The organism is Rothia sp. P5766 (genome assembly GCF_048513555.1).
Classification (GTDB): Bacteria; Actinomycetota; Actinomycetes; order Actinomycetales; family Micrococcaceae; genus Rothia.
The window spans coordinates 176,358-200,568 of sequence record NZ_JBLXXS010000001.1 but is presented as its reverse complement, the minus strand read 5'-3'; the positions used below and the strand labels follow the sequence as shown (position 1 = coordinate 200,568).

Below are 24,211 nucleotides of genomic sequence, written 5' to 3'. Positions count from 1 at the left end.
CCCTAGTCGGCTACCCCGTAGAGACGGTCACCGGCATCACCCAAACCAGGAACAATATAAGCCTTTTCGTTGAGGCGTTCATCCTGAGCGGCCAGGAAAAGGTCAATATCGGCCATACCCTCAACACCGCGTTCCAGAGCGGCTATACCTTCGGGGGCACCCAGCACGCACACGCAGGTAATACGCTCAGCCCCGCGAGCGCGCAAGAACTTGATGGCCTCAATCAGGGTGCCGCCGGTAGCGAGCATGGGGTCAAGCAGGTAGACCTGGCGGCCAGTGAGGTCTTCGGGCAGACGCTCAGCGTAGGTGACAATATCCAGGGTTTCTTCATTGCGAGCCATGCCCAAGAAGCCAACCTCGGCGGTGGGGATAAGACGGGTCATACCTTCGAGCATGCCCAGGCCCGCTCGCAGAATGGGGACGATCAGCGGGCGTGGGGTTGAGATGCGCGACCCGACGGTTTTAGCCACGGGAGTTTCAACCTCAATGGGTTCGGTGCGGATCTCGCGGGTGGCTTCGTAGGCGAGCAGGGTTACCAGCTCGTCAACCAGCTGCCGGAAGATAGGTGAGGGGGTGTTTTTGTCTCGCAGGACGGTAATTTTGTGATCGACCAGGGGGTGATCCAGAACTTTAATACGCATAGTTAAAAACTATCAGCTCCTAGGCCCTGGGGGAGGGCACCATCAGCCTCTAGCCACACCTCACCCTGAAGGCTAGGCCTAAGCACATCTGGCAAGGAGACTGCCAACCCCTAGCCTGCTAGAAGGCATACCAGCATGACTACCATGGCACCAGAAACCCCCACCTCCCTGGGATCTTTTCCCTTGACCTCTTTCATCTGTCGCTCGGACTGTGTAGGGTGCTAGGGCCTTTGAAAGTTTTAATTGTTCCCTGAGTTTGAACGGACACTTGCCTGATTATGGGGCGCTCGCAGGCTTCTAAGCTGCCCCCCTTGTTGGCCTCCGGGCAGGCTTCTTTGGGCCTGCTTGTCACCTGCTTTGATGCCAAGTTGTTGGGCAAACGAGTATCACAGAGACATTTTAAGGTATAGAAAAAACCCGCCTAACCTAGCTTCTACTAGCCTAAACGGGTTTTTCTTTGTGGCGGTGACGGAGGGATTTGAACCCTCGGTACGGGGTTACCGTACACAACATTTCGAGTGTTGCACCTTCGGCCGCTCGGACACGTCACCAAACTCTGGAAAGTTTACCCTAGATGCCCCAGCGCCTCAACTTAGAGCCAGTGCCAGCACAGGCCAAGACCGGTTCGTGGCCTAGACAGGGCCCAGGATGTAACCGTCAACGGTGAGCATAGCCAAGTCTGCGGCTTCGCTGGCACTACGCTGGGCACCGTGGCGGGTTTCGTCCATCGAAAGCATGAAAACAGCACCGAATATAATCAGCGAAAGCCCCTCAACGGAACGCTCCTTATTCACCCTGTAGCGGGTCGAAAGCCTAGTAATCAATTCACGAACAAACCGCATAATATCGGCACGGATCAGGTCGGTAGTCGGCGACCATTCAGAGCCAGCTCGCCACAGTTCCGAGACCCACAGGCGCGCAAAGCCGGGGTGCTCCCGCAGGTAGACAATAGCCGCCTCAAGAGCCTGACGGAGAGAGACCTTGGGGTCTAGCCCCCTATCGCTCGCCATTGTCATTTCCGCCAGCAGCAGCTTAGCGCCGTACTGCAGAAGTTGATCAATCATGGTCTTCTTAGACCCAAAGTTGTAGTAGACCGTACCTTTAGAAACACCGGCCCGTTCAGCGATGTCTTCAACGGTAGTCGCCGTAGGCCCGCCCTGGCTCATGATATCCATGGCAGCTTGAAAGAGCTTAAGCTGGGTTTTGTTGGTCCGCCCCGGGCGGCGGGTGCTGGCTTGGACAACAGGTGCCTGGTGTGCATAAACAATGGCGTTCGCTTGAGTGCTGTTCACACCCGCCCCCTCTTTTATTTGAAAAAATCAGTTACCTTTTGCAAATATACAGGATAGTGGGCAAGAAACAGGGTCTTGCGAGCACATGAATAGCGTAACCTTAACTACCTCTGTTGGCGGAAGAAAGTGGTCAGCAAGCTAGCGCACTCTGTTTCAAGCACACCGGGGTAGAGCTCTACCCAGTGGTTGACTTTCCGATCACGCAGAACATCGTAGACGCTCCCAGCCGCACCGGTTTTTTCTTCCCAGGCACCCATCACCACGGTAGGGATACGTGCCAGCAAAATCGCGCCAGCACACATAAGGCAGGGCTCCAAGGTCACCACCAGGGTGCACCCCTCAAGCCTCCAACTCCCCAGGTGCTCAGCCGCCTCTCGAATGGCTAGGACCTCAGCATGGGCGGTAGGGTCAGCATCAGCTTCACGCCGGTTATAGCCCCGGCCGATCACCTGCCCCGAGGCATCCACAAGAATTGCCCCGATAGGGACGTCATCGCTGACCAGGGCACAACGAGCCTGATCAAGGGCCAGGCGCATGAGGGCTTCGTGGTCGCGGTTGCGGGGGCGGTCGCTAAAGATAGTGGGCACGGTCACCAGCTCTCATATGAAAAGGGGTTCTAATGGGTAATAGCAAGGGCATAAGGTAGCACGGCGGTGGCACCAGCCTTGCGGAGCATACGGGCAACAACCGTACTAGACCAGCGGGAGTCAATACGGTCAGTCACCAGCAGGACCGGACCGGGGCTACTGGCAAGGTAGTCTTGCACCCGGTCGGGAAGCCGGTAAGCACCCAGCACACCGGCGCATCTAAAGACGCTGTTGCCACCAAAGTGCTCTGGCTCTTTGACCCACTCCATATCGCCCAGGTCGGTGAGCTTACCGGCAGCCGCTAGCCCACGAGCTAGCGAGGACGCCAGGACAGGGCGCACCGGGGAGGGCAAGCCCACCACAGCTACAGGCCGCTGTTCCCAGTCCCAGTCTGCAAGAACTTGAAGGCTGGCACGGCCTAGATCTGCGGGTACCGGCCCGTCCAGAGGGCTGCCGTCGGGGCCGAGGGCAAAGATTTCTCGCAGGCGATTGCCCCAGCCCAGGTCAGTGAGCCTGGCAAGGGCCCGGCCTGCTTGGGCCCGCTCCTGCAGGGCGATTCTGCCCCCAAGAGGCTTACCATGGTCCGTAGTTGCCTCAGACACCAGAGAGCCCAAACCGCTAGGCCACATGGCGCGCGGCTCAATTTCAACACCAGTACGGTTGAGGGTAATCCCTGCTTGCGCGGTCAGTGCAGGGTCAAGGTCGCTGGGGTACCAGGGGCCAGCGCACACATCGCAGATACCGCAGGGTTGGGCGATGGTGTCATCAAGCTCTTGGGCTAGGAAGACCATACGGCAGGTGCTGGTGCGCTGGTAGTCCAGCATGGCCTGCTGTTCACGCAGGCGCGCCTGGAGCACACGTTCATAGCGGGGAGCATCGTAGTGCCAGGGAGCGCCCGTGGCTACCCAGCCCCTCTCGGCCCGCTCAACAGCGCCCTCAACCGCGAGGACCTTCAGGAGCAGATCCAGGGACGAACGTTTGACATCCACGCGAGTTTCCAGCGCCGGGACGGTCAGTTCCTGCCCCGCGGAGCTTGCTTGGCGAAGAGCGGCAAGAACAGCACCGGTGTTCTCGGGGGTGGGCATACTGGCAGTTGCGAAGTACTCCCAGATTTCCCGGTCTTCTCTACCGGGCATAAGTAGTACGTCGGCCTTGATAGCACCGCGACCAGCACGCCCGACCTGCTGGTAGTAGGCAACCGCGCTGGAGGGCGCGCCCAGGTGAATCACAAACCCCAGATCCGGCTTATCGAAACCCATGCCCAGGGCGCTGGTAGCAACCAGGGCTTTGACCCGGTTCTCCTTGAGGGCTTCTTCGGCTTCTGCCCGCTCGTCCGCATCGGTTTTCCCGCTGTAGGGCAGTACCGGGTAGCCTGCTGCGCGCAGGGCAGCGGCGGTGTCTTCGGCAGCGGCCACCGTGAGCGTGTAGATGATCCCAGAGCCGGGTAGGCTCCCCAGGTGGGTTGCTAGCCAGCCCAGCCTATCGGTGGCGGTGGGCAGATGCAGAACGCCCAGCCGCAGAGAGTCACGGGAAAGTGGGCCGCGCAGAATAAAGACCGAGTCAGGGCCGGCTTGCCCACCCTGCTGGATAGCTAGTTGCTCCGCAACATCCTCAACTACACGCTCATTAGCGGTGGCGGTAGTGGCCAGAACAGGCACACCAGCTGGCAGGTTGGCGATAAGGTCACGGATTCGGCGGTAGTCGGGCCTAAAGTCGTGGCCCCAGTCAGAGATACAGTGGGCTTCGTCAATCACCAACAGGCCACAGGCGCGCACCAGCTCAGGGAGCCAGTTCAGGCGGAAGTCCGGGTTGTTCAGGCGTTCAGGGCCCACCAGCAAAACGTCTAGTTCACCGGCGGCCAGGTCAGCGCGGATTGCCGCCCATTCGGTCACGTTCGATGAGTTGACCATAGCGGCTCGTACACCGGCGCGGGCGGCGGCCAGCACCTGGTCACGCATCAGGGCCAGCAGCGGGGAGACAATCAGGGCGGGGCCGCTGCCCTGGCGGCGCAGGAGCAGGGCCGAGATGAAGTAGACCGCAGATTTACCCCAGCCGGTGCGCTGGATCACCAGGGCGCGGCGGCGGTGCTCTACCAGCGCTTCGATAGCCTCAAACTGGCCGGGGTGGAACCGGGCCTCAGGGGCGCCGGTGAGCTGGGCGAGCAGGTCCTGGGCCTGCTCTTTAAGGGGTGCACTACTGGCGGTGGAGGTCATGAGAGCCTAGCTTTCCGGGGCGGGGTTGACGATCGCATCCCGCAGGTAGTGGTAGACCTCAGGCACATAGTGGAAAGGGGCCAGACCCCACTGGTGGCCGGGGTCAGCTACCACAAGGTCTGCGGGAACATCAATGATAGGTAGGCCCCGCTGCGCCACATAGTCGTAGTAGGGCACCGTGAGCTGGTTGGCTTCTTGGGCGCTAATTCCCATGCTGACGGGGGTAGGCTCATGGGCACTGGTCTGTTCGGCCCAGGGCAGGCGCAGAAGGCGCACCTTAGCAAGGGCACCGTGTTCGGTCAGTGCATCAATAAACTCGTCTGCTTTCTCGCACCAGCTCTGGAAATGCTCTTCAGCGCCTAAGGCAACGTGGGTGCCGTCCTCAATCAGGCCCATAGCCGGCTTGGAGGCAACCAAGTCGATAGAGCGGGTCACAACCTCACCGGTGCTAAACCAGTGGACCCCGTGACGTTCATCGAAGATATCCCACAGGATCAGGTCATACTGGTCTGCGGTCTCTAGCAGGGAATCCAAGGATTGACCGGCCCAGTCGGCGCGAAGCATCTTATCTTGAAATTTATTGCTCAGCTCCAGGTCTGCAGGGAGCTTATAGCTGGCATCGGTAGCCCACGAAAGCAAGGAGTGCCGGGCGGTGTAGCCGACTACCCGATAGTTTTCAGGCAAATACTCAGCGGTATCGCGGGCAACACAAGAGCCGTAGATAAAGACCCTCTGTACCTGATTTCCTACTGTCATGCTCTCCCTTATGTATTCGCCGCTGACGGTGCGGTAGGTTTATTGTATCTGCCTATTTGAGTCAAGGAGTAGCGGTGCCCCAGCTTTTGTCCCCCTCTGAACTACGTCGCGCGCTCTGGCACTTTCGCCGAGGAGGCCTGAGGCAGGTCCGTAAGTTCAGGCGGCGTCAGGTCATGGCGAACCACTTTGGCGGTGCGGCCTTTAGTTCCCGCTCCCGCAGCGGGGGCAAAGGTTTAGGCCTAGCCAGCGAGGAAGCCGTCGGCGCGGTCCCCCAGGTCAGCAAGGACCGAAAAACCCCTGCTGGCTACCGTCTTGACTTCCTGCCCCTAGACTACCCCAGCTACCCTCCGGTTTTTGAGGGCTTAAAAGTGGCTACTATTCTGGATGATTTTTCTGCGCTGGCCTGGGGTTTTGAGTTCACCACTTTAGCTATCACCCCGGAGAACTGGCGAGAGGTCCTAGAGCGCGAGAAGCCTGATTTTCTGCTGGTGGAGTCTGCCTGGGCCGGTAACGACGGTACCTGGCAGTACCACCTAACCGGGGAATCAGCCCCGCGCCCTGCCGTCAAAGAGCTTCTGGCCTACACCCGGCAAGAAGGCATCCCCTCTGTTTTCTGGAACAAGGAGGACCCCCCGCATTTTGAGGACTTCCTTGCTACTGCCGCGCTTTTTGACTTTGTTTTTACCTCCGATAGCAACATGGTCACCCGCTACCAGCAAGAGCTGGGGCATGAACGGGTCTATCCTCTGGCTTTTGCCGCCCAGCCAGCAGTGCACAACCCGGTGCGCCCCCACCACGGGGTAGCAGAGCGTGGTGCGGCCTTTGCAGGTTCTTACTTTGCCCACAAATACCCTGAGCGCCGCGAGCAGATGGACTACCTGCTCAAGGGTGCCCGCACCGGAGCGGCCCAGGCTGGTGAGCCTTTTGAGATTTTCTCCCGCTTTTTAGGTCAGGACGAACGCTACCAGTTCCCCCAGCCGCTCACCGAGCACGTCGTGGGCAGCCAGAGCTACCAGCAGATGCTGGTGGCCTATAAGGCCTATAAGGTCTTCTTGAACGTCAATTCGGTGGTGGATTCCCCGAGCATGTGCGCCCGCAGAATCTTTGAGATTCTAGCCAGCGGAACACCCGTACTGACCAGCCCCTCAGCCGCTATTACCAGCTACTTTGACGAGACTATGATCCAGGTGGCAGGCACCGAAGACCAAGCGCGTCAGGCAACCCGCGCCCTACTAGCAAGCGGTGAGTACCGGGACCGGCAGGTTCACCTGGCCCAGCGACACATCTGGTCACAGCACACCTATTCCCACCGGGCACTGACCATTCTCAATGCGCTGGCAAGCCAAGGAAAGCTGACCGGGCCCTTCGCCCTGGGGCAACCGAGTGTCAGCGTCATTGCCTCTACCTGCCGCCCTGAACAGGTGGAGCACCTCCTTGAACAGGTAGGCCAGCAGACGGTGCAAGCTGAACTGGTTCTGCTGACCCACGGTTTCACCCTCGATTCTCGCACCTTCCAGGACCGTGCCCGTCAGGCCGGGATTGAGCGGGCACGCCTGCTGACCGCAGGTAGTGAACGCTCTCTGGGCTACTGCCTGAACCAGCTTGTTGATGCGGCACAGGGGCAAGTCCTTGCCAAGATGGATGACGATGACCTCTACGGCCCCCACTACCTGGAGGACTCCCTGCACGCCCTACGCTTCTCCCGCGCCGATGTGGTTGGCAAACAGGCATACTATATGCACCTGCAAGGCCTTGAGGCAACGGTGGTACGGGCGGCAGAACGCGAACACCGCTTCACTGACTTCGTCGCAGGCCCGACCCTGCTAGGTTACCGCAGCATCTTCCAGGCCCACCCCTTTGAGGACGTCTCCACCGGCGAAGACACCGCCTTCTTAGAATCTGTGGCTCAAGCTGGCGGGCGTATTTACTCCGCTGACCGCTTCAACTTTGTGCAGGTACGCAGAGCAGCAGGGCAGGGAGCCAAGCACACCTGGGATATCAGCGACTCCCGGGTTCTGGCCCAGGCACGGCTCCACCACTACGGCCTCAGCCAGCAGCACATCTTCTTCTAAAGCCCCGGGCTCAGTCCCCTCCCTGAAAGGTACCTATGGCTGGTCTCTCTAGCTTCTTTCGGTTCACCCAGCGCTCCCTGAACGAAGACGACACCAGGGGCGCTATCAGCACCGGCTCCGACGAGGTAGCTCTGGGCCGGGTCATTAGCCAGGTCGATGAGGACCGTGTAGCGGCAGGCTCCCAGATTCTGGCGGGCATGCTCTTTGGCAAAGATTTCTCTGCCCTGCCCCCGCACTGGAAACAGGCACAAGCCTACGGGGTAGTTTCCCCCGCGCTCGCGCAGGAGTGCAAGCAGAACCTGGTAGCGCTCAACCCCGGCTGGGCCTACGCGGTAGCGCCCACCCTCAAGGCCAGCTACTTTCTGGTAGAAACCCGCGCCCTGACTCAGGGGAGCTGGGCGGGAACCCTAGAGGCAGGCGGCGAACACCTCTTCGACGAGCTCCTGGCCCTGATTTCCCAGGCCAGGCGCTCCTACACCACCCCCGTGCTGATTGATAATGCAAGGGTGCCCGCTGGCCCACCGGCCTCCTTTAGGCTGTTGAGCGCCCACCAACGGCTCCGCAAGGCGGTGACAGCCCAACTAACTGACCTCCAGGGCGCCGACTACGCCCTCTCACCCTTCCTGCAACAGCTCTTGGCCTACACCCAGCAGGACCACAGGAAGGCCCGCCCATGACCACCGCTCTCATCTACCGGGGCCGAGGTAAGAATCTCTCTGGCCTTGACCAGGCCGCGCTCAGGCTCCAAGTAAACCTGCATTCTCTAGGGTTTGAGGCACACGTCCTTACCCAAGAGCAGCCGCTCGCTACCATCACCGATGAAGTCCAGGCCCAGGCAGGCAAGACCCAGGCCCAGCTGGTGTTTGTGGTCGGTTACAGCGCCGCTTTCGCGGTGGCCCAGCAGTGGAACCGGCAGCTACCCCTGGTCGCGGTTCTGCCCGATATTCCCAGCCACACCGAATCCCTCTACGACAGCACCAGCCAAAATATAGAAACCATCATTCGGCTGGCCGACTACACACTGGTCAATGACACAGCCTCCCGCTCCCTCATTGAGTACTCAGTGCCCGGGGCAGACGGCTCGGTGGGCACTCTGGCACACCTTGAACCGGTACTCCGTATGCTCAAGCTCCAAGACCTGAGTTTCCCACCGCTCAAGGTCCTCATCAGTAGCCACGACTTCCGGTTCACCCCCGGCATCATTCGTATGCTCGAAAAAGCCAATAAGGTGGAGGTCAGGCTTCAAGAGTGGGCACTCGAAGACGCTGCCCCTACCGATCACAACCACCAAGAACTCATGGACTGGGCCGATGTGGTGCTCTGCGAATGGGCTGGCCGTAACGCCATCTGGTACTCCCACAACCTGCCCGCCGGTAAACGCCTGCTCATTCGCCTGCACGGTTTTGAGGCTCAAGCCACCTGGATTACCGACCTCAATTTCAGCCGGGTAGACCAGCTCATTCTGGTCTCGGAGTTCTACCGGCAGCAGGTGCTCTCCCTACACCGCTGGGACCGGCACAAAATCAAGGTCATCGGTAACTCAATCGAGTTTGATGCCTTCAGCCGCCCCAAGCGGCAGGACGCTCCCTACCACCTGGGTATGCTCGGTTTCACGCCCTTCCTCAAACGCCCTGACCTAGCGGTGGAGGTCCTGGAGAATCTACTCGCCCACGATGAGCGTTACATGCTCCACCTGCGCGGGCGCGCTCCCTGGCGCTTCTCCTGGCTGTGGAACAAGAACCTGGCAGAAGTGGATGCTTACCGCCAGCTCTACCAGCGCATCGGTAGTTCCCCCCAGTTACGGGAGCACCTTGTCTTTGAAACCCAAGGCGCTAACGTGGAATCCTGGTTCAGCAAAATCGGGTGGATCCTTTCGCTCAGTGACCGTGAGACCTTCCACCTGGCCGCTGCCGAAGGCATGGCTTCGGGCGCAGTCCCCCTTTTCCTAGAACGCACGGGGGTGACCGATATTTTCTCGGATCGCTGGGTCTTCCCCTCAGCTGAGGCTATAGTGGACTACATCGTAGAACATACCTCCTGGCCCCTGTGGGCTGCCCAAAGTGCCGCCGCGCAGTCCTACGCCACCCGGTTTGACTTTCAGGAGGTCGCCCAGGAGTGGGCTAACTCAATCTGCGGGGTGGAGGGCGCGTGAGTGCTAGGTTCTCGGTCATTATTCCGGTAGCCGGTTCTGGCCCCTACCTGGCCCAGGCTCTGGAGAGCCTGCGCTCGCCGCTGGTGGAGCGTATTTTTGTGGTGGCCGATAATGCAGAAGCTCTAGAAGCTACGCGGGAGCTAGCTGCCACCAACACCAAGGTGCGGGTGCTCAGGACGGGGCAGGGGAATGTTTTTGCCTGTAGCGCTGGGGCCGCCCGCAATGTGGGGCTGGGGGCGGCGGTAGCTGAGTCAATGGACTGGGTGGCCTTCTTGGATGCGGACGACACCGTGTCCCCAGGTTACTTTGAAGCCCTCGGTGAGCTGATAGCCCAGCACGCCGACCAGGATTTTTCGTCCAGCCCGCTGATTCACACCAGGATTATGCGCTTGGACCAGCAGGAACACGATGCTGAGCCCCAGGAGGTTCACCCCCTGCGCTACCGGTTTATGCAGGGTAGTCGGTGGGTGAGCCTGACCGATGAGCCACACATGATTGGTACTTCGGTGGCGGCGGCTGTTTTCAACCGGCAGGTGCTTGCGACTACGGGTCTGCGGTTTGATGAGGGGGTTAACTGGTCTGAGGACTCTGACTTTATCGTTCGGCTCCTGCTGGCCTGCCGGGCAAGAGGTGTGGGTGTGTGCGCGGGTGCGCGCTATCTTTACCGGGTGGGGCACCAGCGGTCCCTGACCAGCGCTGCCTGGTCTGCTCCGCTCAAGTACACCCTGCCCTTCGAGCGCTTTTACCTGCCCTGGTCACAGAGCTCTAGGCCCCTGCCACTGTGGTTGCAGAACCAGCTCCTCTACGAGCTGGCCCACTACCTACAGATTGACCGTCAGGTGTTCTCGCCCGCCCTTGAACTACCTGGGCAGGTCCGCAGAACCTGCGCCGGTTACATAGAGCAGATCTTGGGGAAGATTGACACTAGCCTGCTGGAAGGCTTTGCGGTTCTGCCCCTGGGCTTAGACCGCAGGCAGCTCTTGCTGGCTCGTTCTGCCCAGGTGGATGCTCTGCCCTATGCACCGCTGACCAGCCGCCAGGTGTTCTCTTATGCTAAGCGGTCCTGGCGCCCGGTACAGAAGTTCACCTATTTCTACCGGGGCGATGCGCTCCCGGCAGGCCAGGACGTACCCGCAGAGGTATTTACGGTGCAGGGCCAGCCGGTAGAGCCTGTGACCGCTAAGTGGGTGAGCCACACTCTCTTTGGTGTGGAGTTCGTGCGGGAACGTATTCTCTGGTTTGAGCAGGCCCCTAGCATGCGGGTCGCTGGGTTTGACCTAAAAGTTAGCCCCTACGCTGGTACACCGCTTCTGCTCCGTCAGCTTGCCCAGCCTCTTGCCCAGCCCACTCCCCCTCCACCGGGTAAGACAGTGGAGAGGCCGCCCTTGCTCATGCAGGCTATGAAGGGCCTGTGGCGGCTCAAGCGGGCGCTCACGAGCCGTTCAGGTCAAGGGTCTGCCGCACCGGGCCAGGTTCAGCCCGCGCAGGTGCGGCAGGTCTGGGTGTACGCGGATAGGGAGCACCGGGCCGGTGATAATGCGGAGGCTTTTTACCGCTACGCCAGCGCCCACGCACCCCAGGTGGAGCACGTTTTCTTGCTCTGCAGGCAGAGCCCCGACTGGGCCAGGTTGGAGCAGGAGGGGTTCACCCTGGTAGAGGTGGCTAGTGCCCAGGCTCAAGAGCTTGGCAGGCGAGCCAGTAACCTGCTGGTCAGCGATATTAGTGCGCCCGGGTTAGCCCCTATTTTGGCTGCTTTAGGGCCTGATCAGCGGCTTGTTTTTCTTCAGCACGGTATTTTGCGGCGCGATCACTGGCGTTGGCTCAACCCCCGCCGGATTGACCTTATGCTCACTACCTTGGACAGCGAAACCCAGGCCATTGTGGGTGATGGGTCCTGCTACACGCTGACCCGCCAGGAGGTCTGGCAGCTGGGGTTACCCCGCCACGACCGCCTGTACGAGTTAGCTGCTGGTGAGGTTCGGCGCGATAGGGTGCTGGTGGCCCCTACCTGGCAGCAGAGCCTAGTGACCGCAACAGATGATGAGGTTCGGGCCTGGGTAGGCTCCTGGGTGGGGCCTTGGGTTGAGGCCTGTGAGCGGCTGGGCCAGCGCGGTGTGCGCCCGGTCTTCTTTGTGCACCCCAACATGGAGGAGCGGGTGGCTCACTTGGGTGAGGGTTTGGGTGTTGAGCTGGTGTTTGGCCACCAGTTCCAGGAGGCGCTGGTGCGCTCGTGTGCCCTGGTGACCGATTATTCGTCCGTAGCCGATGATGCCCTGCTGGTGGGTGTGCCGGTTGCGCTGGTGGTAGCACCCGATGACCCCCAGCTCAAGCGGGCCAGGAATCTGTTAGAAACCCCCGGCGTGGCTCTCATCCGGCCGGAGGCTCTAAAACAGGAGGCAGGAGCTTTCCTCAACTCGTTGGGTTTAGCTACGGAGAACCCAATGCTACAAGGAGAGAAAAACTGTTGTAGCCAGTTATTCAACCACCTCTAGATAGCCAGCTCTCTTACCGCCCTAACTAGACCTCAGATTCACAAAAGGAAAATGAAAATGTAGTAATTCCTGCTTATCACATAAAAAGATACTTAAGATAAGCTTGAGCGGTTTCCCCCATTCTCGGCTAAAATTTATATTTTTATACAGCTTAAGACCTTAAATAGGGACCACATACACTATAAATCAGTGGTGATATTCCAGTAGTCCTCTGATTTAGGGACATCCAACTCTGTCTTTTTATAAGGGGGGTTAGTCATAGAGAGATGTGGGCGTTCCCAGGCAATGTTCCTACGAATTATTTTTGCCGGCTGACCCGCAACAATAACATTATTGGGGAATTTTTTTGTAACGACAGAACGAGCTCCGACAACGCTTCCATCCCCTATTTCTGAGCCTCCAAAGATGATTGATTCCAGACCCAACCAAACATGGTTCCCGATTTTTACATCTTGGGCAAAATTGATGCGCTTACCAGTTCGGACATCGAAAATTGGGTGCCCGTCATCGCCACGAATTTTAACACTACCAGCTACCATAACGTCCTCACCGATTGAAACAGTGGTACCTTCAACAGCAGAGATTTGCATAGGGTTAGTAGCGGATACGTTTTGCCCGATTACCACCCTTGAGTCAATTCCCACACGGATATGACCCTGGAAATAGGAAACTGTGGCATCGTTACCGCCAATTTCACAGAAACCATTATCCTGATCAAATCGAACAGATAGCTTTCGTATCCTTGCAGTTTTATCTATACGTAGAGTGTTACCACTTCCCCGAAAAATAACAGATACGTTCTGTTCTATGGGGTTTCCTTCAAAGATAATTCGATTTCCCTTGTCATCTTCAAAAGGCTTAATAGTGTTTAAAGCAACCATCTCTGCTACTTCCTCCTACTTTTCTTTCCAGATTTTTTAATGAGGTTCTTCCGAGATATAACAAAATCATCTTCGCCCGTGATTTTAGTTTCAAACAGGTTTGAGGAATCACTCTTTTCCATCGGGTCCTCACGCAAAATAGCATACTCTATATTTTCTTCCTGCTTGATGTTGTCCCTCGAAGAGGCCTCCTCTACTTCCATTGTGAATTCTTGTGGATGCGCAGGTAACCGCAAAACATTTTTATTAGGTGAACTATAATTTTCAGCTCCTAGCGCACGCATTTCATTCTGGGCACTCTGCAGAATATTCAGGCGACGTTTTCTGATCCAGTTGCTAAAAGGCCTACGGCTCATGTTCAAGTTAGTGACGGCGCGGACCAGTACAACTTGCACATAAATCCAATCTGTCTTCACGAGTGCTTTGACATCACTTGCATCCAGCCCACAGCTATGGAGCACAATTCTCAGGCGCTGACCCTTGAGAGTCATCACGCATCGCAGAGCAAATAGGTTGGCAAAAGTCATCTCGTCCTGCGACTCAACGATAATGAGGGTCTTAGTGGGATGGGTTTGCTTGGCCGCCGCTCTAATCTTTGCGATGTTAGTGATGTCATCCACGAAATGGACTTCTACGGTCCTGCCATCAGCCTGAATCGGCTGAGCCACATATTTGAAACGACTATAGGTGGCCCCATTAACTATGGCGTATTCCTTGACGACCCCCTGAGTATCATCCAATATGGGCTGAAACTCTGAAATAAGCTTATTCCTATGCTCCGGTGAGCGTTCAAGATGGTTAGGGAACCGCCCCTTATAGACGGAACCGTCTGCGCCCAAACCAACAATCGTATTGATCGATTCAACCAGGTCATAGGCAGGGATAATTCTTTGGCTTCTGTCAGAATATTTAACAAAGTCATAGGAATGATCCGTTAGCAGAACCCTAAAGACGCTTCTCCCTAGGTTGCCTTCCAGGTACCAATTGATAGGGTCTGTACGGCTAATTCCTGTCTGAATTCTGGCCTGTCCAAAGATAAAGGATTCATCGGAGAAGGTCCGCAGGGTTTCAGCCCTAATCTCCTTGACCGTGGAGACTCCAAGAAAACCTCGCATGATATTGAGAATTGAGGGCAGTGCTGTTCTCGCTACGTCTCCATGCTTGCCGTTGATTCTGTGTTTGGTCAGACCAGGAATATCACGCGCAAACTCGATGAGGGAGTGGTTACTGAGTTCATCAGAATTGGTGTAAAAATAGTCGATTTTCCGACCTTCACGGAAGTATCTTCTTAAAATACTCTCTGGCTGTTCAATATTGTGAATTTCAGGAACCAGGAATAAGTTGTTCCTAAAGAAAGGTTTATTCATATAGTAAGGCAGATTCATCTGCGGAACAGCAACCACCAGCTGAGCACCCGGGTATTCCTGGGCATAGTAAATAGCTATTGACCCTCCCTTAGAGGCACCGAAGAGTAGCATATCTCGGTCCTGCAAGTTGTACTCACGCAAAAGCGAATCTATGGCAGATTTGACCCTACTGTAGAGAGGTCGCCCGGCGCTGTCGGTAATCATGTAAGTACCAGAAACCATGTAGCGATCCTGGAAACAGACCATCAGGGTGTCCTTGAGATCTTTATCTGTCAAGGCCTTTAGGTAACTGACAGAGTAGGGGATTCTGGTGGTCGATGGCCCAAAACCGGGGAAGGTAATGATGATTTTTCGGGGATTAACTTTATTTCCTCTGAGAGAGTAGAAAACGTCCCCGTGTTGCTCTACACCATACTTGAAGTCATAGTCAGTCTGCTGCTGGGTCGAGAAGGCCCCCTGGCTAATAGCTAACGTGAACGGAGCGTCTATAGACAGGCTAAAGTTCTCAAGCCTACGGGACGAAACAACTATATTTCTATATTCAAGGGGGAAACCTCGGGCAGGCTTTTCAATTTGGTTGCCGTATATGAGCTTATTACCTTGAAAAAGCTTAAATCTCTTGTCAAGGTGATTTTCCCAGTCCTTGATAGTCAGCTTTGCGAAGTACTTACCCTCTGGAAGGCGCTCGGATGAGAGACGTCCAAAAATTTCTGAGGAGTTAGTCCGTTCAATCCCGGCAGAGACCAGAGCGCTTCTTCTCGAGAGGGAATAAATCTCCCGGGCGATGCTTCGTGATACGTCAGAGAAAGCAACCTTCTTGGCAGCGTTCCTAATTTTCCTCTTGTATAAAAGTGCTCGTTTATTCATTTTTAAAGACTCAGCATCCTTTCGACAATCCGAGAATTAATTTTGGATAGCTCTACACCCTCAAAAAATACTGCTCGTCGCTGTTCATATTTTTGGTCAATCTCTTTGTATTTGCCTGAAATAATGTGGTTGATTATTTGTTGGTGCTGGGTGAAAAGAGGCCCCATCGCATCATCTTCGTAGCTAAGCCGTGCATCGTAAGGCTGATCGTTGAAGAACTCCTCTGCATCCCACTGGTAGTAAGCAATGGGGATTCCTACGAAGGAACCATCAATGACCGCTGAGCTGTAGTCCGTAAAGATAAATTCAGCTGCTGAAATCGCGTCGCTGTAGCTCAAATCCGACAGCTTGACCCTATCTGAGAAATTGAAACAACCAGATCTTTTAGCGGTATTAGGGTGTAGCTGTACTATTAGTTCCTTATCGTTTTCTTCAAGGAATTCTAGCAAATTTTCATCAGTGAAAATATTATTGATTGATTTAAAATAATCTGACTCCATGAACTGCTCTGTAGAGCTGTTTTGCAGATTAAAACGCCATGTTGGCATAAATAGCAGATGTTTAGTCTCCCCTACCTTCTTAGCCAAAGTTTCAAACCTTGGGAGGCCAGAGTTTATCGTCTCTTTGGGAGCAAGAGCTGAGAGGTAGTCATATTCCACCTTGCCCGTAGAAACAAACACATCAAAGAACTTAGATAGAACCCAGTCAGTCATATCGTTGAGCTGCACCCCGTGCTGAAGGTAGACAAAACGTGAATTTGCCAGGCTCTTACCTCTATAGTTGAGTGAGTAGATCTGGGATGAAACGACCAGGTCGGAGATAAGGAACTTCTCGTAAAACTCCTCATTGAATATAGGTATAAGGTTGAAACCCAGTGACAGCAGGCGTTCCCAATCCTTGGACTTGGGGTTCAATGCGAAGTAGGCGTTATGGTAATTAGGGTAGTTTTTAATAAAGTATGCGTATAAGTGCTCAGCATTATCATCAGCCTGCATTGGGCGATCAAAGAAGATAATTGTTGAGTCAGGGGTTATGGGGCTAGAGTAGAAATCATACGACTTCGGGTTGTTAAAAGATGCCCTTTGCTCTTTAGGAAGATAGGATTTATAGACCTCAACCTCACTCCCAGCAAAATCAAGACTATAGAGCAAGAAATTATCTTCGCCCGGGCTTTTCCGGTTGAATTCTAGATATATATCTGAGTCTGATAGCTGCTTATAGAGATATTGGTCCTGGACGGAGTCTGCAAGCCAGATCAAGAAACCTGTCTCAAATGAATGTAACGCTTCCGAATACTTATAAATCTCATCCAGGCGATAAAAGTTTATTATTTCCTTGAGATGGATGATAGATATATCGGTTGAATTTTTCTGGCGGACCCCCCGCAAGAAAAGTATCACCAACCGAAGTATATACAGTCGCATCTCCAGCGAGCCTGTAGAGGCGACGGGGAGAATTCTCTTTATTCCACGGTTTATCTTCAGACCATTTGCTACCTTAGTAACAGATGAGACAGAGTAACCAGCTTCCAGAGGGGTAATTTTTTCAATACCCCAGTACAGGCGGTAGGCAATGTATAGGGAATGTATATCAATATCGCGAAATACATCTAGAATATGAGATAAACGACTTGTGTTGAAGGCTATGCCGAAGATATCTGTGTCTCGACTGTAGTAATAATCCAAGTCATTTTCTTTGATGATATCGGTCTGGGGCAGCGCGCCAGTATAAATTTTAGGCTCTGCAAGGAATACACTGTTCTGGTTCAGGTACTCAAGCATCTTTTCCAGGTAGTCAGGCCTTATGATGTGGCTCGAGTCCATAAAAATAACATATTTGCTGTCGAGGCTCTGAACCAGTTCGCGTAACCGATGAACATCCAGCTGTTGGTCTACAACCTCGATGCTGTAGCTGTTTTCCCACAGCAAGGAAGCACGCATGATATAGCGATATATCTCTGACTCAGGATCCAATGCTGTGGTTGCTTGCACAACAATTGTGAGAACTTTCCTCTGGTCAGACATAGTCTTCCTTACTCATTGGCTGCTTCGTTTTTTGCATCGAAACCTTATGGGGTTCTTCCCCAGGCTACGGGGTGGAGTTATCGCCAGTTTAATACTACAGCTCTGCCGCCAAGTAATCTCACGAGCAGCTTGTGGGGTTTAGCCGATATCCACGGTATAAACTACTGCACTGAGGTAAATTAAGTGTAATACCGAAGATTTCTTCTGAAAGTTTTGATAAGTAGTCATGGATTCCCCCACTATTGCCTTCATCGGTCTGGGCTACATTGGCCTGCCGACAGCTGTCGTCCTAGCTCAAAGCGGGGCGCGTGTGATCGGCGTGGACATCAACCCTGCAACCGTTGAGAGCATCAGCAAGGGTCGTGTCACCATTGTGGAGCCTGGTCTTGACCAAGCCCTCACAAGCGCCCTGGCAAGCGGCAACCTGACCGTCACCACCCAAGTTCCCCCGGCAGATACCTACATCATCGCTGTTCCCACCCCCTTTACCGAGCAGAAAGACGGCGACCTCAGCTACATCATGGCCGCCGCTAGTAGCATCGCTGCCCAGCTCAGGGGCGGGGAGCTGATTATTCTTGAATCGACCTCTCCCCCCACAACCACCCAGAAACTGGCCCAGCACATTATCTCGCTGCGCCCCGACCTGGTGGCAGATGGGCAGGAAAACCCCGGGGGGAAACCTGTTATCTACTTTGCCTACTGCCCCGAGCGTATCCTGCCCGGTAAGGCACTCCAAGAGCTGATCAGCAACGACCGGGTAATCGGCGGGCAGACCCCCACCGCTACCCAGCGGGCCCAGCAGATCTACGCACGGTTCTGCACCGGCCAACTCCTAGCCACAGACGATGTCACCGCAGAGATGGTCAAGCTGACCGAGAACTCCTTCAGAGACGTCAATATCGCCTTCGCCAACGAACTGTCGATGATTGCTGCCCAGCTTGGTGTGAACGTGTGGGAGCTGATCGACCTGGCCAACCACCACCCGCGGGTTAACATCCTGCAACCTGGCCCCGGTGTTGGCGGGCACTGCATCGCAGTCGATCCCTGGTTCATTGTTGCAGCCGACCCCCACAATTCGCGGCTGATTAGAACAGCCCGTCAGGTCAACGACTCAAAACCGGGCTGGGTTATAGAGCAGGTCCAGGCAGAAAGCGCCCACCTGGATCGCCCCACCATCGCCGTACTTGGCCTAGCCTTTAAAGCCAACATTGACGATTTGCGGGAATCCCCCGCTCTGGAAATCCTCACGGAGCTGACTCACCAGATTCCGGGGGCACGGTTGCTGGTAGTTGAGCCCCACATCGACCGGCTCCCAGCCCACCTCAGCCAGCTGGGGCAGGTTGAGCTGACAGACTGTGACCCCGCCATAGCCCAGGCGGATCTGGTGCTCCTGCTCGTTGACCACGACCGGTTCAAGCAGGTGCCCGCAACAGCCTTAGCCGGTAAAGCCGTCATTGACACCAAAGGTCTCTGGCGCTAAACCCACAGCAAACTCCTCGGGTTCGCTGTCGGTCAGGCCCAGAAAGAAGCTGAGCGCCTGAACAGTTCGCTCAGCGGCCTTGCCATCACCGTAGGGGTTGGTGGCAACAGCCATGGCCCGATAGGTGTCCTCAGAATCTAGGAGCTTTGAAGCCTCTGCAACGATGTCCTCCTCACCGGTACCGACAAGCAGCACCGTACCAGCCTCAACAGCCTCGGGGCGTTCTGTGGTCTCCCGCAGGACCAGTACCGGCTTACCCAGGCTCGGAGCCTCTTCCTGCAAGCCCCCGGAGTCGGTGAGCACCAGGTAGCTGGCTTCTAGCAGCCAGATAAACTCCTGGTAGTCCAGTGGCTCAATCACCATCAGGTTAGGCAGGTCTTCAAGCAGAGGTAGGATGGTCTGCCGGGTGGCCGGGCTCTTATGGGCGGGAAAGACAAACAGGTCGGTTGGGTAGCTCTGAGCCAAACGGGCCAGGGCACGGCCAATATTTTCCATGGGGCGGCCATAATTTTCCCGGCGGTGGCTGGTGACCACAATAATTCTGCGCCCCGAGTTCAAGACACCCTCAATATCTTGCTGGTTGCTGGGCTGGCCCCTCTCCACCACAGACAGCAAGGCATCGATGACGGAGTTCCCGGTAACCCGGATGTCGCCCTGCCCGACACCTTCATGGAGCAGGTTCCGCCGGGAGCTATCGGTCGGAGCCAGGTGAAGCGATGCTATCTGGCTAATAAGCTTACGGTTCCCCTCTTCTGGGAAGGGAGAGGCCAGATCACCCGAACGTAAGCCCGCCTCCATATGCACCACAGGGATCTGCAGGTTAAAAGCCGCCAACGCGCCGTACAGGGCCGAGGTGGTGTCACCCTGCACGATAATAGCCGCAGGCTTCTGCTCTTGAAGAACCCGGTCTAGCCCGCCCATAATCTTCTGGGCAATCTGGTTCAGCCCCTGGCCAGGTTGCATGATATCCAGCTCATAGTCCGGCCTGATATGGAAGATCTCTTGCACCTGCTCTAGCATGTCCCGGTGCTGGCCGGTGGAAACAACCACCGGGGTAAAGTCAGCTGAGCTTTCAAGGGCTTTAATGATGGGAGCAACCTTGATAGCTTCGGGCCTGGTGCCGTAGATAGTCATAATAGTATGGGGGGACATCGGTTCTTTACCTTGTAATCTGCCGGTGGTGGGGGGATCTGTGACGGTTTAGCGCTCGTCTGTCTCTTCGGGGCTATCCGCAACATACCCCTGTGCTCCCAGAGCTTTGGCCTCAGCAAGGAGCTGGGCGGCTGTTTCCTTGTTTCCCTGAGCTAGGTTGTGAGCAAACCAGCGGTATTTGCGGGCTACCTGGCGGGCGTCACCGTCCATGACGAACTCGCCGTAGTCCAGCCATATAGCGCGGTTGCAGAGCTCTTCAATGGTCTGGGCAGCGTGGGTGACCAGGAAGACCGTTCCAGCCTGGTCGAGGACCTCTTTCATGGCCTGGGCTGAGCGTTCTGCGTAGGCGGCATCACCGGTGGAGAGGGCTTCGTCAACCAGCATGATACGGGGCTTGGCCGCCAGCGAAATAGCGAAGCGCAGGCGGGCGCCCATGCCCGATGAGTAGGTTCGCATGGGCCGGTCGATAGCGGTACCGATGCCCGCTAGGTCTATGACTTTCTGCATGGCCTCATCAATGTGACTCTTTCTCAACCCCATAGCCAGGCAGCCTAGAATGATGTTCTGCCGCCCGGTTAGCTCCGGGTTAAGGGCTGCGCTCACACCTACAAGAGAAGGCCGAGACGAAGCGTAAACCGTGCCGGTCGTGGGCGATTCAAGGCCAGCAATAACCCTGAGCAGGGTACTCTTGCCCGAGCCGTTGCGCCCTACCAGCCCGATGAACTCGCCCTCAAAGGCCGCAAAAGAAAAGGGTTGCAGGGCGTGTACTGTCTCTTGCTTGCGGCGGCCAAAAAGTCCGGCCGATACCTTGTAATCAACGGAAAGATTATTGACTACGATATTCGGTTGCAGGAAGTGGTCATCGTCGTAGGGTTTACCGGGGGCAAAGCTCCCCAGCTTCTCTTGGTTAGCGGAGCTCACGGCCGAACACCTCCTCTGCACGCCAGAAAATGAAGAAGCCCACCAGCAGGGTGCCAACCGTCCACGCACCTGCACCGGCCCACGATTCAAGTGAGCCCCAGCTGTTGTTGAGTAGGACCTGCCGGTACAGGTCAATAAAAATGTAGACCGGGTTGGCCTGAATTACCTGGGCCAAAACGGGGTGGTTCACGAACCGTTCAATGGGGAAGATAATGCCCGAACCGTACATGAGTACGCGTGTCACAAAGCTCAAGAGCTGTTTAATATCGGGCAGAATAAATGCGTAGCGGGCAATAATCAGCGACAGCCCAAAAAGGAAGACTGAGTTAAGTGCAAAAACCGGGATAAACATGGCCCAGGTCAGTGAGGGGTACTGGTGGGGCGGGATAGCAATAAGACCCACAATCATAACCGCAAGGATAGGGCCCATCTGTAGAGTCTGCCGCACCAGCATCGAGAGCGGTATCGCCATGCGAGGGAAGGAAAAAGCCCTCATCATGGGCTTGCTCTGGTTCATCACGCCGGCAGCGTTATTCATAACGCTTGAGATGTACTGGAACATCAAAACACCGATGATGATGTATGCCGGGTAGTTATCTATACCCCGCGATGCTTTGAGCACTACACCAAAGAGCAGGCCGTAAAAGACGATGTCGAGTAGGGGCTTGACCAGTAGCCAGAGGGTACCGAGCCGGTGCTCGTTGTTCTGGGTCCTGACCTTGGTCCGGGAGTCGTACCAGATATAGCTACGGCGCCCCCAGAGGTCTTTGAGGTAGAGGCTCAGTTTGCTTCGCGCACCAACGGGCACGAGTCGTCCTGACTGGATATAGGGTGCCATATCGATGAGACGATAATCCACCGCCTCACGCGGTTGATAAATGACCCTGCTCGTCTTGCCCATGCTACGTTTCGCTTTTCGATTCCTTGGTAGGGGTGCCGGTTCTTCTTGAACTAGCCTCCGGGATGTGCCCAAGCATACTGTGCCTCCCCCTGTCTGACGCTGGCAAATACCAGCGCGCTCACAGGCAGAAGGAGCACATGCTTGGGAGCTTACCCCACCAGTTTACTGGTCGCCTGGCCTTTCAACCCTGCCTAGCAGCAAACAGGGCTGCTTTTAGGGGCGAGAAGCAAGGTAGGACTGCTGCTGAACCCACTGCTTGTAGATACGGCTGCGCTGCATGTACTCGTTCGCGGGGCGTTGCCAGAAAAAGCAGAGGGCAGCGATTGCCAGCACAGCAGCCAGAAAACTTACGAGCATGGACCAGTGGAAGAAGACGAACCACAGGATTACGCCGAAGACCCCCGTAGCAGTCAGTGCGGCGTGGATGGTCAGTACGATACGCGCCCAGTTATGGCCCTTGACCATGAGGTAGGCCATGAAGGCAACCGCACCGTTGATGAGTAGGGAGAAAGATAGCCCTATGACCGTGCCTACCGTTTGTACCTGTGTCTCAAAGGCGTCCTGTGATGCTACCCCATTCTGGAAATCGGTAACGCCCAAGAGAGAGGCAAAACGATCTGCTGCCTGTGCCTGGATCTCCTGGTAGAAGAAGACACCTAACAGCTCAGAGATAATAGATAAGCCCACCATGCAGTACACCAGAAGAGCCGCAGTTTTAAGTGCCTTGGGAACCAGTGGCTTCTCCATGTGTTCGGGGAGCTGCTGGCCATAAGCCTGAGCGTAGCCGGGGGCTGACCCCTGCTGGTACTGCCCAGTATGGGGGGCCTGCTGGTACTGGCCGGTGTACTGGGGCGGCTGAGGCTGATTAGGGTAGGTGTAGTTAGGCTGATCTGACATCGAGTCTGCTCCTTAGCTTCCTTTTCTGCTTGTTCCCTTATTCTCTGGCGGCACCTGCACCGAGGGGCTAGGCCGGACCATGTCATAAAGGTCTGGATATGCGCACAAGCTTCCTCTTAGAACCTACACTAAGAGTGATATAGCTCCAAGAGAGAAAGAACAAAGATGTCCGCACTACTCCAAGAATTAGTTCAGTCCGTTTCCTGTACTGTACTCACTGACCCAACTGACTTTGACCGCTACCCGGAAGATGACTCCGAAGCCACACCCGAGCTACCGCTGGCCGTCCTGCTGGCTGAGTCCACCCAGGATGTTTCTACCGCCCTGGCCTGGGCCAACCGGCACGGGGTTAAGGTATCGGTCCGCGGTGCCGGTAGCGGGCTAGCGGGTGGGGCAGTTGCTTACGCCGGCGGCCTGGTGCTTTCGGTGGAAAAAATGACTTCCCTGTCTCTTGACCCGCTGGCCCGCCTGGCGGTAGTTGGGGCAGGTGTCATTACAGCTGATCTAGATAGGGCCGCCCAGGAACACGGGCTCTTCTTCCCGCCGGACCCGGCATCGGCGGCTATCTCAACGGTAGGCGGTAACATTGCCACCAACGCCGGCGGACTGCGCTGTCTTGCTCACGGTGTTACCGCTGACTCGGTTGTAGCCCTTGAAGTAGTTCTTGCCGACGGCAGTGTCATTCATACCGGTGCCCGTACAGCTAAAAATGTCACCGGCCTTAACCTGACCCAGCTCTTTGTGGGTTCGGAGGGCACCCTGGGTGTTATTACCCAGGCGACGGTCCGGCTCAAGCCTGTTCCTGAGGGGGAGCCAGCAACCTTCTCCGCACACTTTGATTCGTTTGAAGAGGCCACGGATACCATCATCGCCATTGCCTCCAGCCAGGAGAAGCCCGAAAGCCTGGAACTTGTAGACGCCGAGACAGCGACCATGATTGAGAAGCACCACAGCAGGGGTCTGACCATTCCGAAGGCCGCTATCGTCATGGGTAAAACCACCGGGCCACGTGCCCTAGAACAGGCTCAGGCCTTTGCACAGCGGTGTGCTCAGGGTGGTGCGATTGAGACTGCCGCTCTACCCGGGCTAGATCTCATGGAAACCCGCAGACTGGTTCATTCAGCCACCATTGCAGAGGGCTACCTGGTCTTTGGTGACACTGGCGTACCGCTAGAGAAGCTCTCCCTCTTCGTAGCAAAAATCCGGGAGCTAGAAGCCGAGTACGGCCGTAAAGTCACAATCTCTGCCCATGCAGGGGACGGCAACCTACACCCGGCTGTCTACTCAGCAGATGGGGAGGAAGGCCAGGCACAGGCCCACGAACTCTTAGACAGAATCGGCCTTGAAGCGCTCAAATTAGGCGGTACCGTCACCGGTGAACACGGCATCGGCTCTCTGAAGATGCAGGGCATGCTCGAACAGCTCAGCCCGGCTACTCTTGCGGCCCAGCGCGCCATTAAGGCGGCACTGGATCCCAACAATATTCTGACACCGGGCCGGGCTGTCTAGGCCACGC

18 protein-coding genes and 1 tRNA gene are annotated in these 24,211 nt (G+C 56.0%); 6 read left to right on the top strand and 13 right to left on the bottom strand.

The window, feature by feature from the left end:
* Positions 1-2: 2 nt before the first annotated feature.
* The 6 genes from upp to ACN08V_RS00905 all read right to left on the bottom strand — a co-directional run bounded on the left by upp (position 3) and on the right by ACN08V_RS00905 (position 5,489).
* The gene (upp, locus tag ACN08V_RS00930; RefSeq protein ID WP_419104197.1) at positions 3-641 is read right to left on the bottom strand and encodes a uracil phosphoribosyltransferase; all 639 of its coding nucleotides are present in this window, start codon (positions 639-641) and stop codon (positions 3-5) included.
* A 460-nt stretch (positions 642-1,101) separates the two neighbouring features.
* Positions 1,102-1,192 (bottom strand) — tRNA-Ser (locus tag ACN08V_RS00925).
* Between the two features lie 81 nt (positions 1,193-1,273).
* Complete coding sequence (locus tag ACN08V_RS00920) at positions 1,274-1,933, bottom strand: TetR/AcrR family transcriptional regulator (RefSeq protein WP_419104196.1); 660 nt, start codon at positions 1,931-1,933, stop codon at positions 1,274-1,276.
* 104 nt (positions 1,934-2,037) lie between these two features.
* Positions 2,038-2,511: a tRNA adenosine(34) deaminase TadA gene (gene tadA / locus ACN08V_RS00915; protein ID WP_419099443.1), complete on the bottom strand. Its 474-nt coding sequence runs from the start codon at positions 2,509-2,511 to the stop codon at positions 2,038-2,040.
* A 38-nt stretch (positions 2,512-2,549) separates the two neighbouring features.
* Complete coding sequence (locus ACN08V_RS00910) at positions 2,550-4,733, bottom strand: RecQ family ATP-dependent DNA helicase (RefSeq protein WP_419104195.1); 2,184 nt, start codon at positions 4,731-4,733, stop codon at positions 2,550-2,552.
* Positions 4,734-4,739: 6 nt separating this feature from the next.
* The gene (locus ACN08V_RS00905; RefSeq protein WP_419099058.1) at positions 4,740-5,489 is read right to left on the bottom strand and encodes a DUF6270 domain-containing protein; all 750 of its coding nucleotides are present in this window, start codon (positions 5,487-5,489) and stop codon (positions 4,740-4,742) included.
* Between the two features lie 74 nt (positions 5,490-5,563).
* Between ACN08V_RS00905 and ACN08V_RS00900 the strand changes: the two genes are divergently transcribed.
* The 4 genes from ACN08V_RS00900 to ACN08V_RS00885 are packed head-to-tail and all read left to right on the top strand — an operon-like array spanning position 5,564 to position 12,205.
* Positions 5,564-7,561, top strand: coding sequence for a glycosyltransferase family protein (locus ACN08V_RS00900; protein WP_419104194.1), 1,998 nt, complete (start codon positions 5,564-5,566; stop codon positions 7,559-7,561).
* 35 nt (positions 7,562-7,596) lie between these two features.
* Positions 7,597-8,238 (top strand): hypothetical protein, encoded by a 642-nt coding sequence (locus tag ACN08V_RS00895; RefSeq protein ID WP_419104193.1) that lies wholly within the window; start codon positions 7,597-7,599, stop codon positions 8,236-8,238.
* Entirely contained in the window at positions 8,235-9,713 is a 1,479-nt protein-coding gene (locus ACN08V_RS00890; protein WP_419104192.1) for a hypothetical protein, read from the top strand. Before ACN08V_RS00895 ends, ACN08V_RS00890 begins: the two co-directional genes overlap by 4 nt.
* Positions 9,710-12,205: a bifunctional glycosyltransferase/CDP-glycerol:glycerophosphate glycerophosphotransferase gene (locus ACN08V_RS00885; protein ID WP_419104191.1), complete on the top strand. Its 2,496-nt coding sequence runs from the start codon at positions 9,710-9,712 to the stop codon at positions 12,203-12,205. Before ACN08V_RS00890 ends, ACN08V_RS00885 begins: the two co-directional genes overlap by 4 nt.
* Before the next feature lie 179 nt (positions 12,206-12,384).
* Here ACN08V_RS00885 and ACN08V_RS00880 read toward each other — a convergent pair whose 3' ends face one another.
* The 3 genes from ACN08V_RS00880 to ACN08V_RS00870 are packed head-to-tail and all read right to left on the bottom strand — an operon-like array spanning position 12,385 to position 17,344.
* Positions 12,385-13,086: an acyltransferase gene (locus ACN08V_RS00880; protein ID WP_419104190.1), complete on the bottom strand. Its 702-nt coding sequence runs from the start codon at positions 13,084-13,086 to the stop codon at positions 12,385-12,387.
* Between the two features lie 5 nt (positions 13,087-13,091).
* Positions 13,092-15,320 carry a hypothetical protein gene (locus ACN08V_RS00875; RefSeq protein WP_419104189.1) on the bottom strand — a complete coding sequence of 743 codons (2,229 nt, stop codon included), beginning with the start codon at positions 15,318-15,320 and terminating at the stop codon, positions 13,092-13,094.
* Between the two features lie 2 nt (positions 15,321-15,322).
* Complete coding sequence (locus tag ACN08V_RS00870; protein WP_419104188.1) at positions 15,323-17,344, bottom strand: CDP-glycerol glycerophosphotransferase family protein; 2,022 nt, start codon at positions 17,342-17,344, stop codon at positions 15,323-15,325.
* Between the two features lie 226 nt (positions 17,345-17,570).
* On the opposite strand from ACN08V_RS00870, the gene wecC reads away from it, so the two are divergent.
* A complete protein-coding gene (wecC, locus tag ACN08V_RS00865; protein WP_419104187.1) occupies positions 17,571-18,824 on the top strand; it encodes a UDP-N-acetyl-D-mannosamine dehydrogenase in 1,254 nt (417 codons plus the stop codon).
* Here the strand turns inward: wecC and wecB are convergent.
* The 4 genes from wecB to ACN08V_RS00845 form a co-directional block, all read right to left on the bottom strand.
* Positions 18,780-19,976 carry a non-hydrolyzing UDP-N-acetylglucosamine 2-epimerase gene (wecB, locus tag ACN08V_RS00860; RefSeq protein WP_419104186.1) on the bottom strand — a complete coding sequence of 399 codons (1,197 nt, stop codon included), beginning with the start codon at positions 19,974-19,976 and terminating at the stop codon, positions 18,780-18,782. The genes wecC and wecB overlap by 45 nt on opposite strands.
* Positions 19,977-20,024: 48 nt before the next feature.
* Positions 20,025-20,897 (bottom strand): ABC transporter ATP-binding protein, encoded by an 873-nt coding sequence (locus ACN08V_RS00855; protein ID WP_419104185.1) that lies wholly within the window; start codon positions 20,895-20,897, stop codon positions 20,025-20,027.
* The gene (locus ACN08V_RS00850) at positions 20,884-21,798 is read right to left on the bottom strand and encodes an ABC transporter permease (RefSeq protein ID WP_419104184.1); all 915 of its coding nucleotides are present in this window, start codon (positions 21,796-21,798) and stop codon (positions 20,884-20,886) included. Before ACN08V_RS00850 ends, ACN08V_RS00855 begins: the two co-directional genes overlap by 14 nt.
* 213 nt (positions 21,799-22,011) lie before the next feature.
* Positions 22,012-22,695 (bottom strand): hypothetical protein, encoded by a 684-nt coding sequence (locus ACN08V_RS00845; RefSeq protein ID WP_419104183.1) that lies wholly within the window; start codon positions 22,693-22,695, stop codon positions 22,012-22,014.
* Positions 22,696-22,860: 165 nt separating this feature from the next.
* Here ACN08V_RS00845 and ACN08V_RS00840 point away from each other — a divergent pair, with 165 nt between their 5' ends.
* The gene (locus ACN08V_RS00840) at positions 22,861-24,204 is read left to right on the top strand and encodes an FAD-binding oxidoreductase (RefSeq protein ID WP_419104182.1); all 1,344 of its coding nucleotides are present in this window, start codon (positions 22,861-22,863) and stop codon (positions 24,202-24,204) included.
* Positions 24,205-24,211: the final 7 nt, after the last annotated feature.

What these genes read in the sequence shown, in the direction of transcription:
- upp (WP_419104197.1), bottom strand. Translation starts at nt 641, where the DNA reads ATGCGTATTAAAGTTCTGGATCACCCCCTGGTCGATCACAAAATTACC.
- ACN08V_RS00910 (WP_419104195.1), bottom strand. Translation starts at nt 4,733, where the DNA reads ATGACCTCCACCGCCAGTAGTGCACCCCTTAAAGAGCAGGCCCAGGAC.
- ACN08V_RS00905 (WP_419099058.1), bottom strand. Translation starts at nt 5,489, where the DNA reads ATGACAGTAGGAAATCAGGTACAGAGGGTCTTTATCTACGGCTCTTGT.
- ACN08V_RS00895 (WP_419104193.1), top strand. Translation starts at nt 7,597, where the DNA reads ATGGCTGGTCTCTCTAGCTTCTTTCGGTTCACCCAGCGCTCCCTGAAC.
- ACN08V_RS00890 (WP_419104192.1), top strand. Translation starts at nt 8,235, where the DNA reads ATGACCACCGCTCTCATCTACCGGGGCCGAGGTAAGAATCTCTCTGGC.
- ACN08V_RS00880 (WP_419104190.1), bottom strand. Translation starts at nt 13,086, where the DNA reads ATGGTTGCTTTAAACACTATTAAGCCTTTTGAAGATGACAAGGGAAAT.
- ACN08V_RS00875 (WP_419104189.1), bottom strand. Translation starts at nt 15,320, where the DNA reads ATGAATAAACGAGCACTTTTATACAAGAGGAAAATTAGGAACGCTGCC.
- ACN08V_RS00870 (WP_419104188.1), bottom strand. Translation starts at nt 17,344, where the DNA reads ATGTCTGACCAGAGGAAAGTTCTCACAATTGTTGTGCAAGCAACCACA.
- wecC (WP_419104187.1), top strand. Translation starts at nt 17,571, where the DNA reads ATGGATTCCCCCACTATTGCCTTCATCGGTCTGGGCTACATTGGCCTG.
- wecB (WP_419104186.1), bottom strand. Translation starts at nt 19,976, where the DNA reads ATGTCCCCCCATACTATTATGACTATCTACGGCACCAGGCCCGAAGCT.
- ACN08V_RS00850 (WP_419104184.1), bottom strand. Translation starts at nt 21,798, where the DNA reads ATGGGCAAGACGAGCAGGGTCATTTATCAACCGCGTGAGGCGGTGGAT.
- ACN08V_RS00845 (WP_419104183.1), bottom strand. Translation starts at nt 22,695, where the DNA reads ATGTCAGATCAGCCTAACTACACCTACCCTAATCAGCCTCAGCCGCCC.
- ACN08V_RS00840 (WP_419104182.1), top strand. Translation starts at nt 22,861, where the DNA reads ATGTCCGCACTACTCCAAGAATTAGTTCAGTCCGTTTCCTGTACTGTA.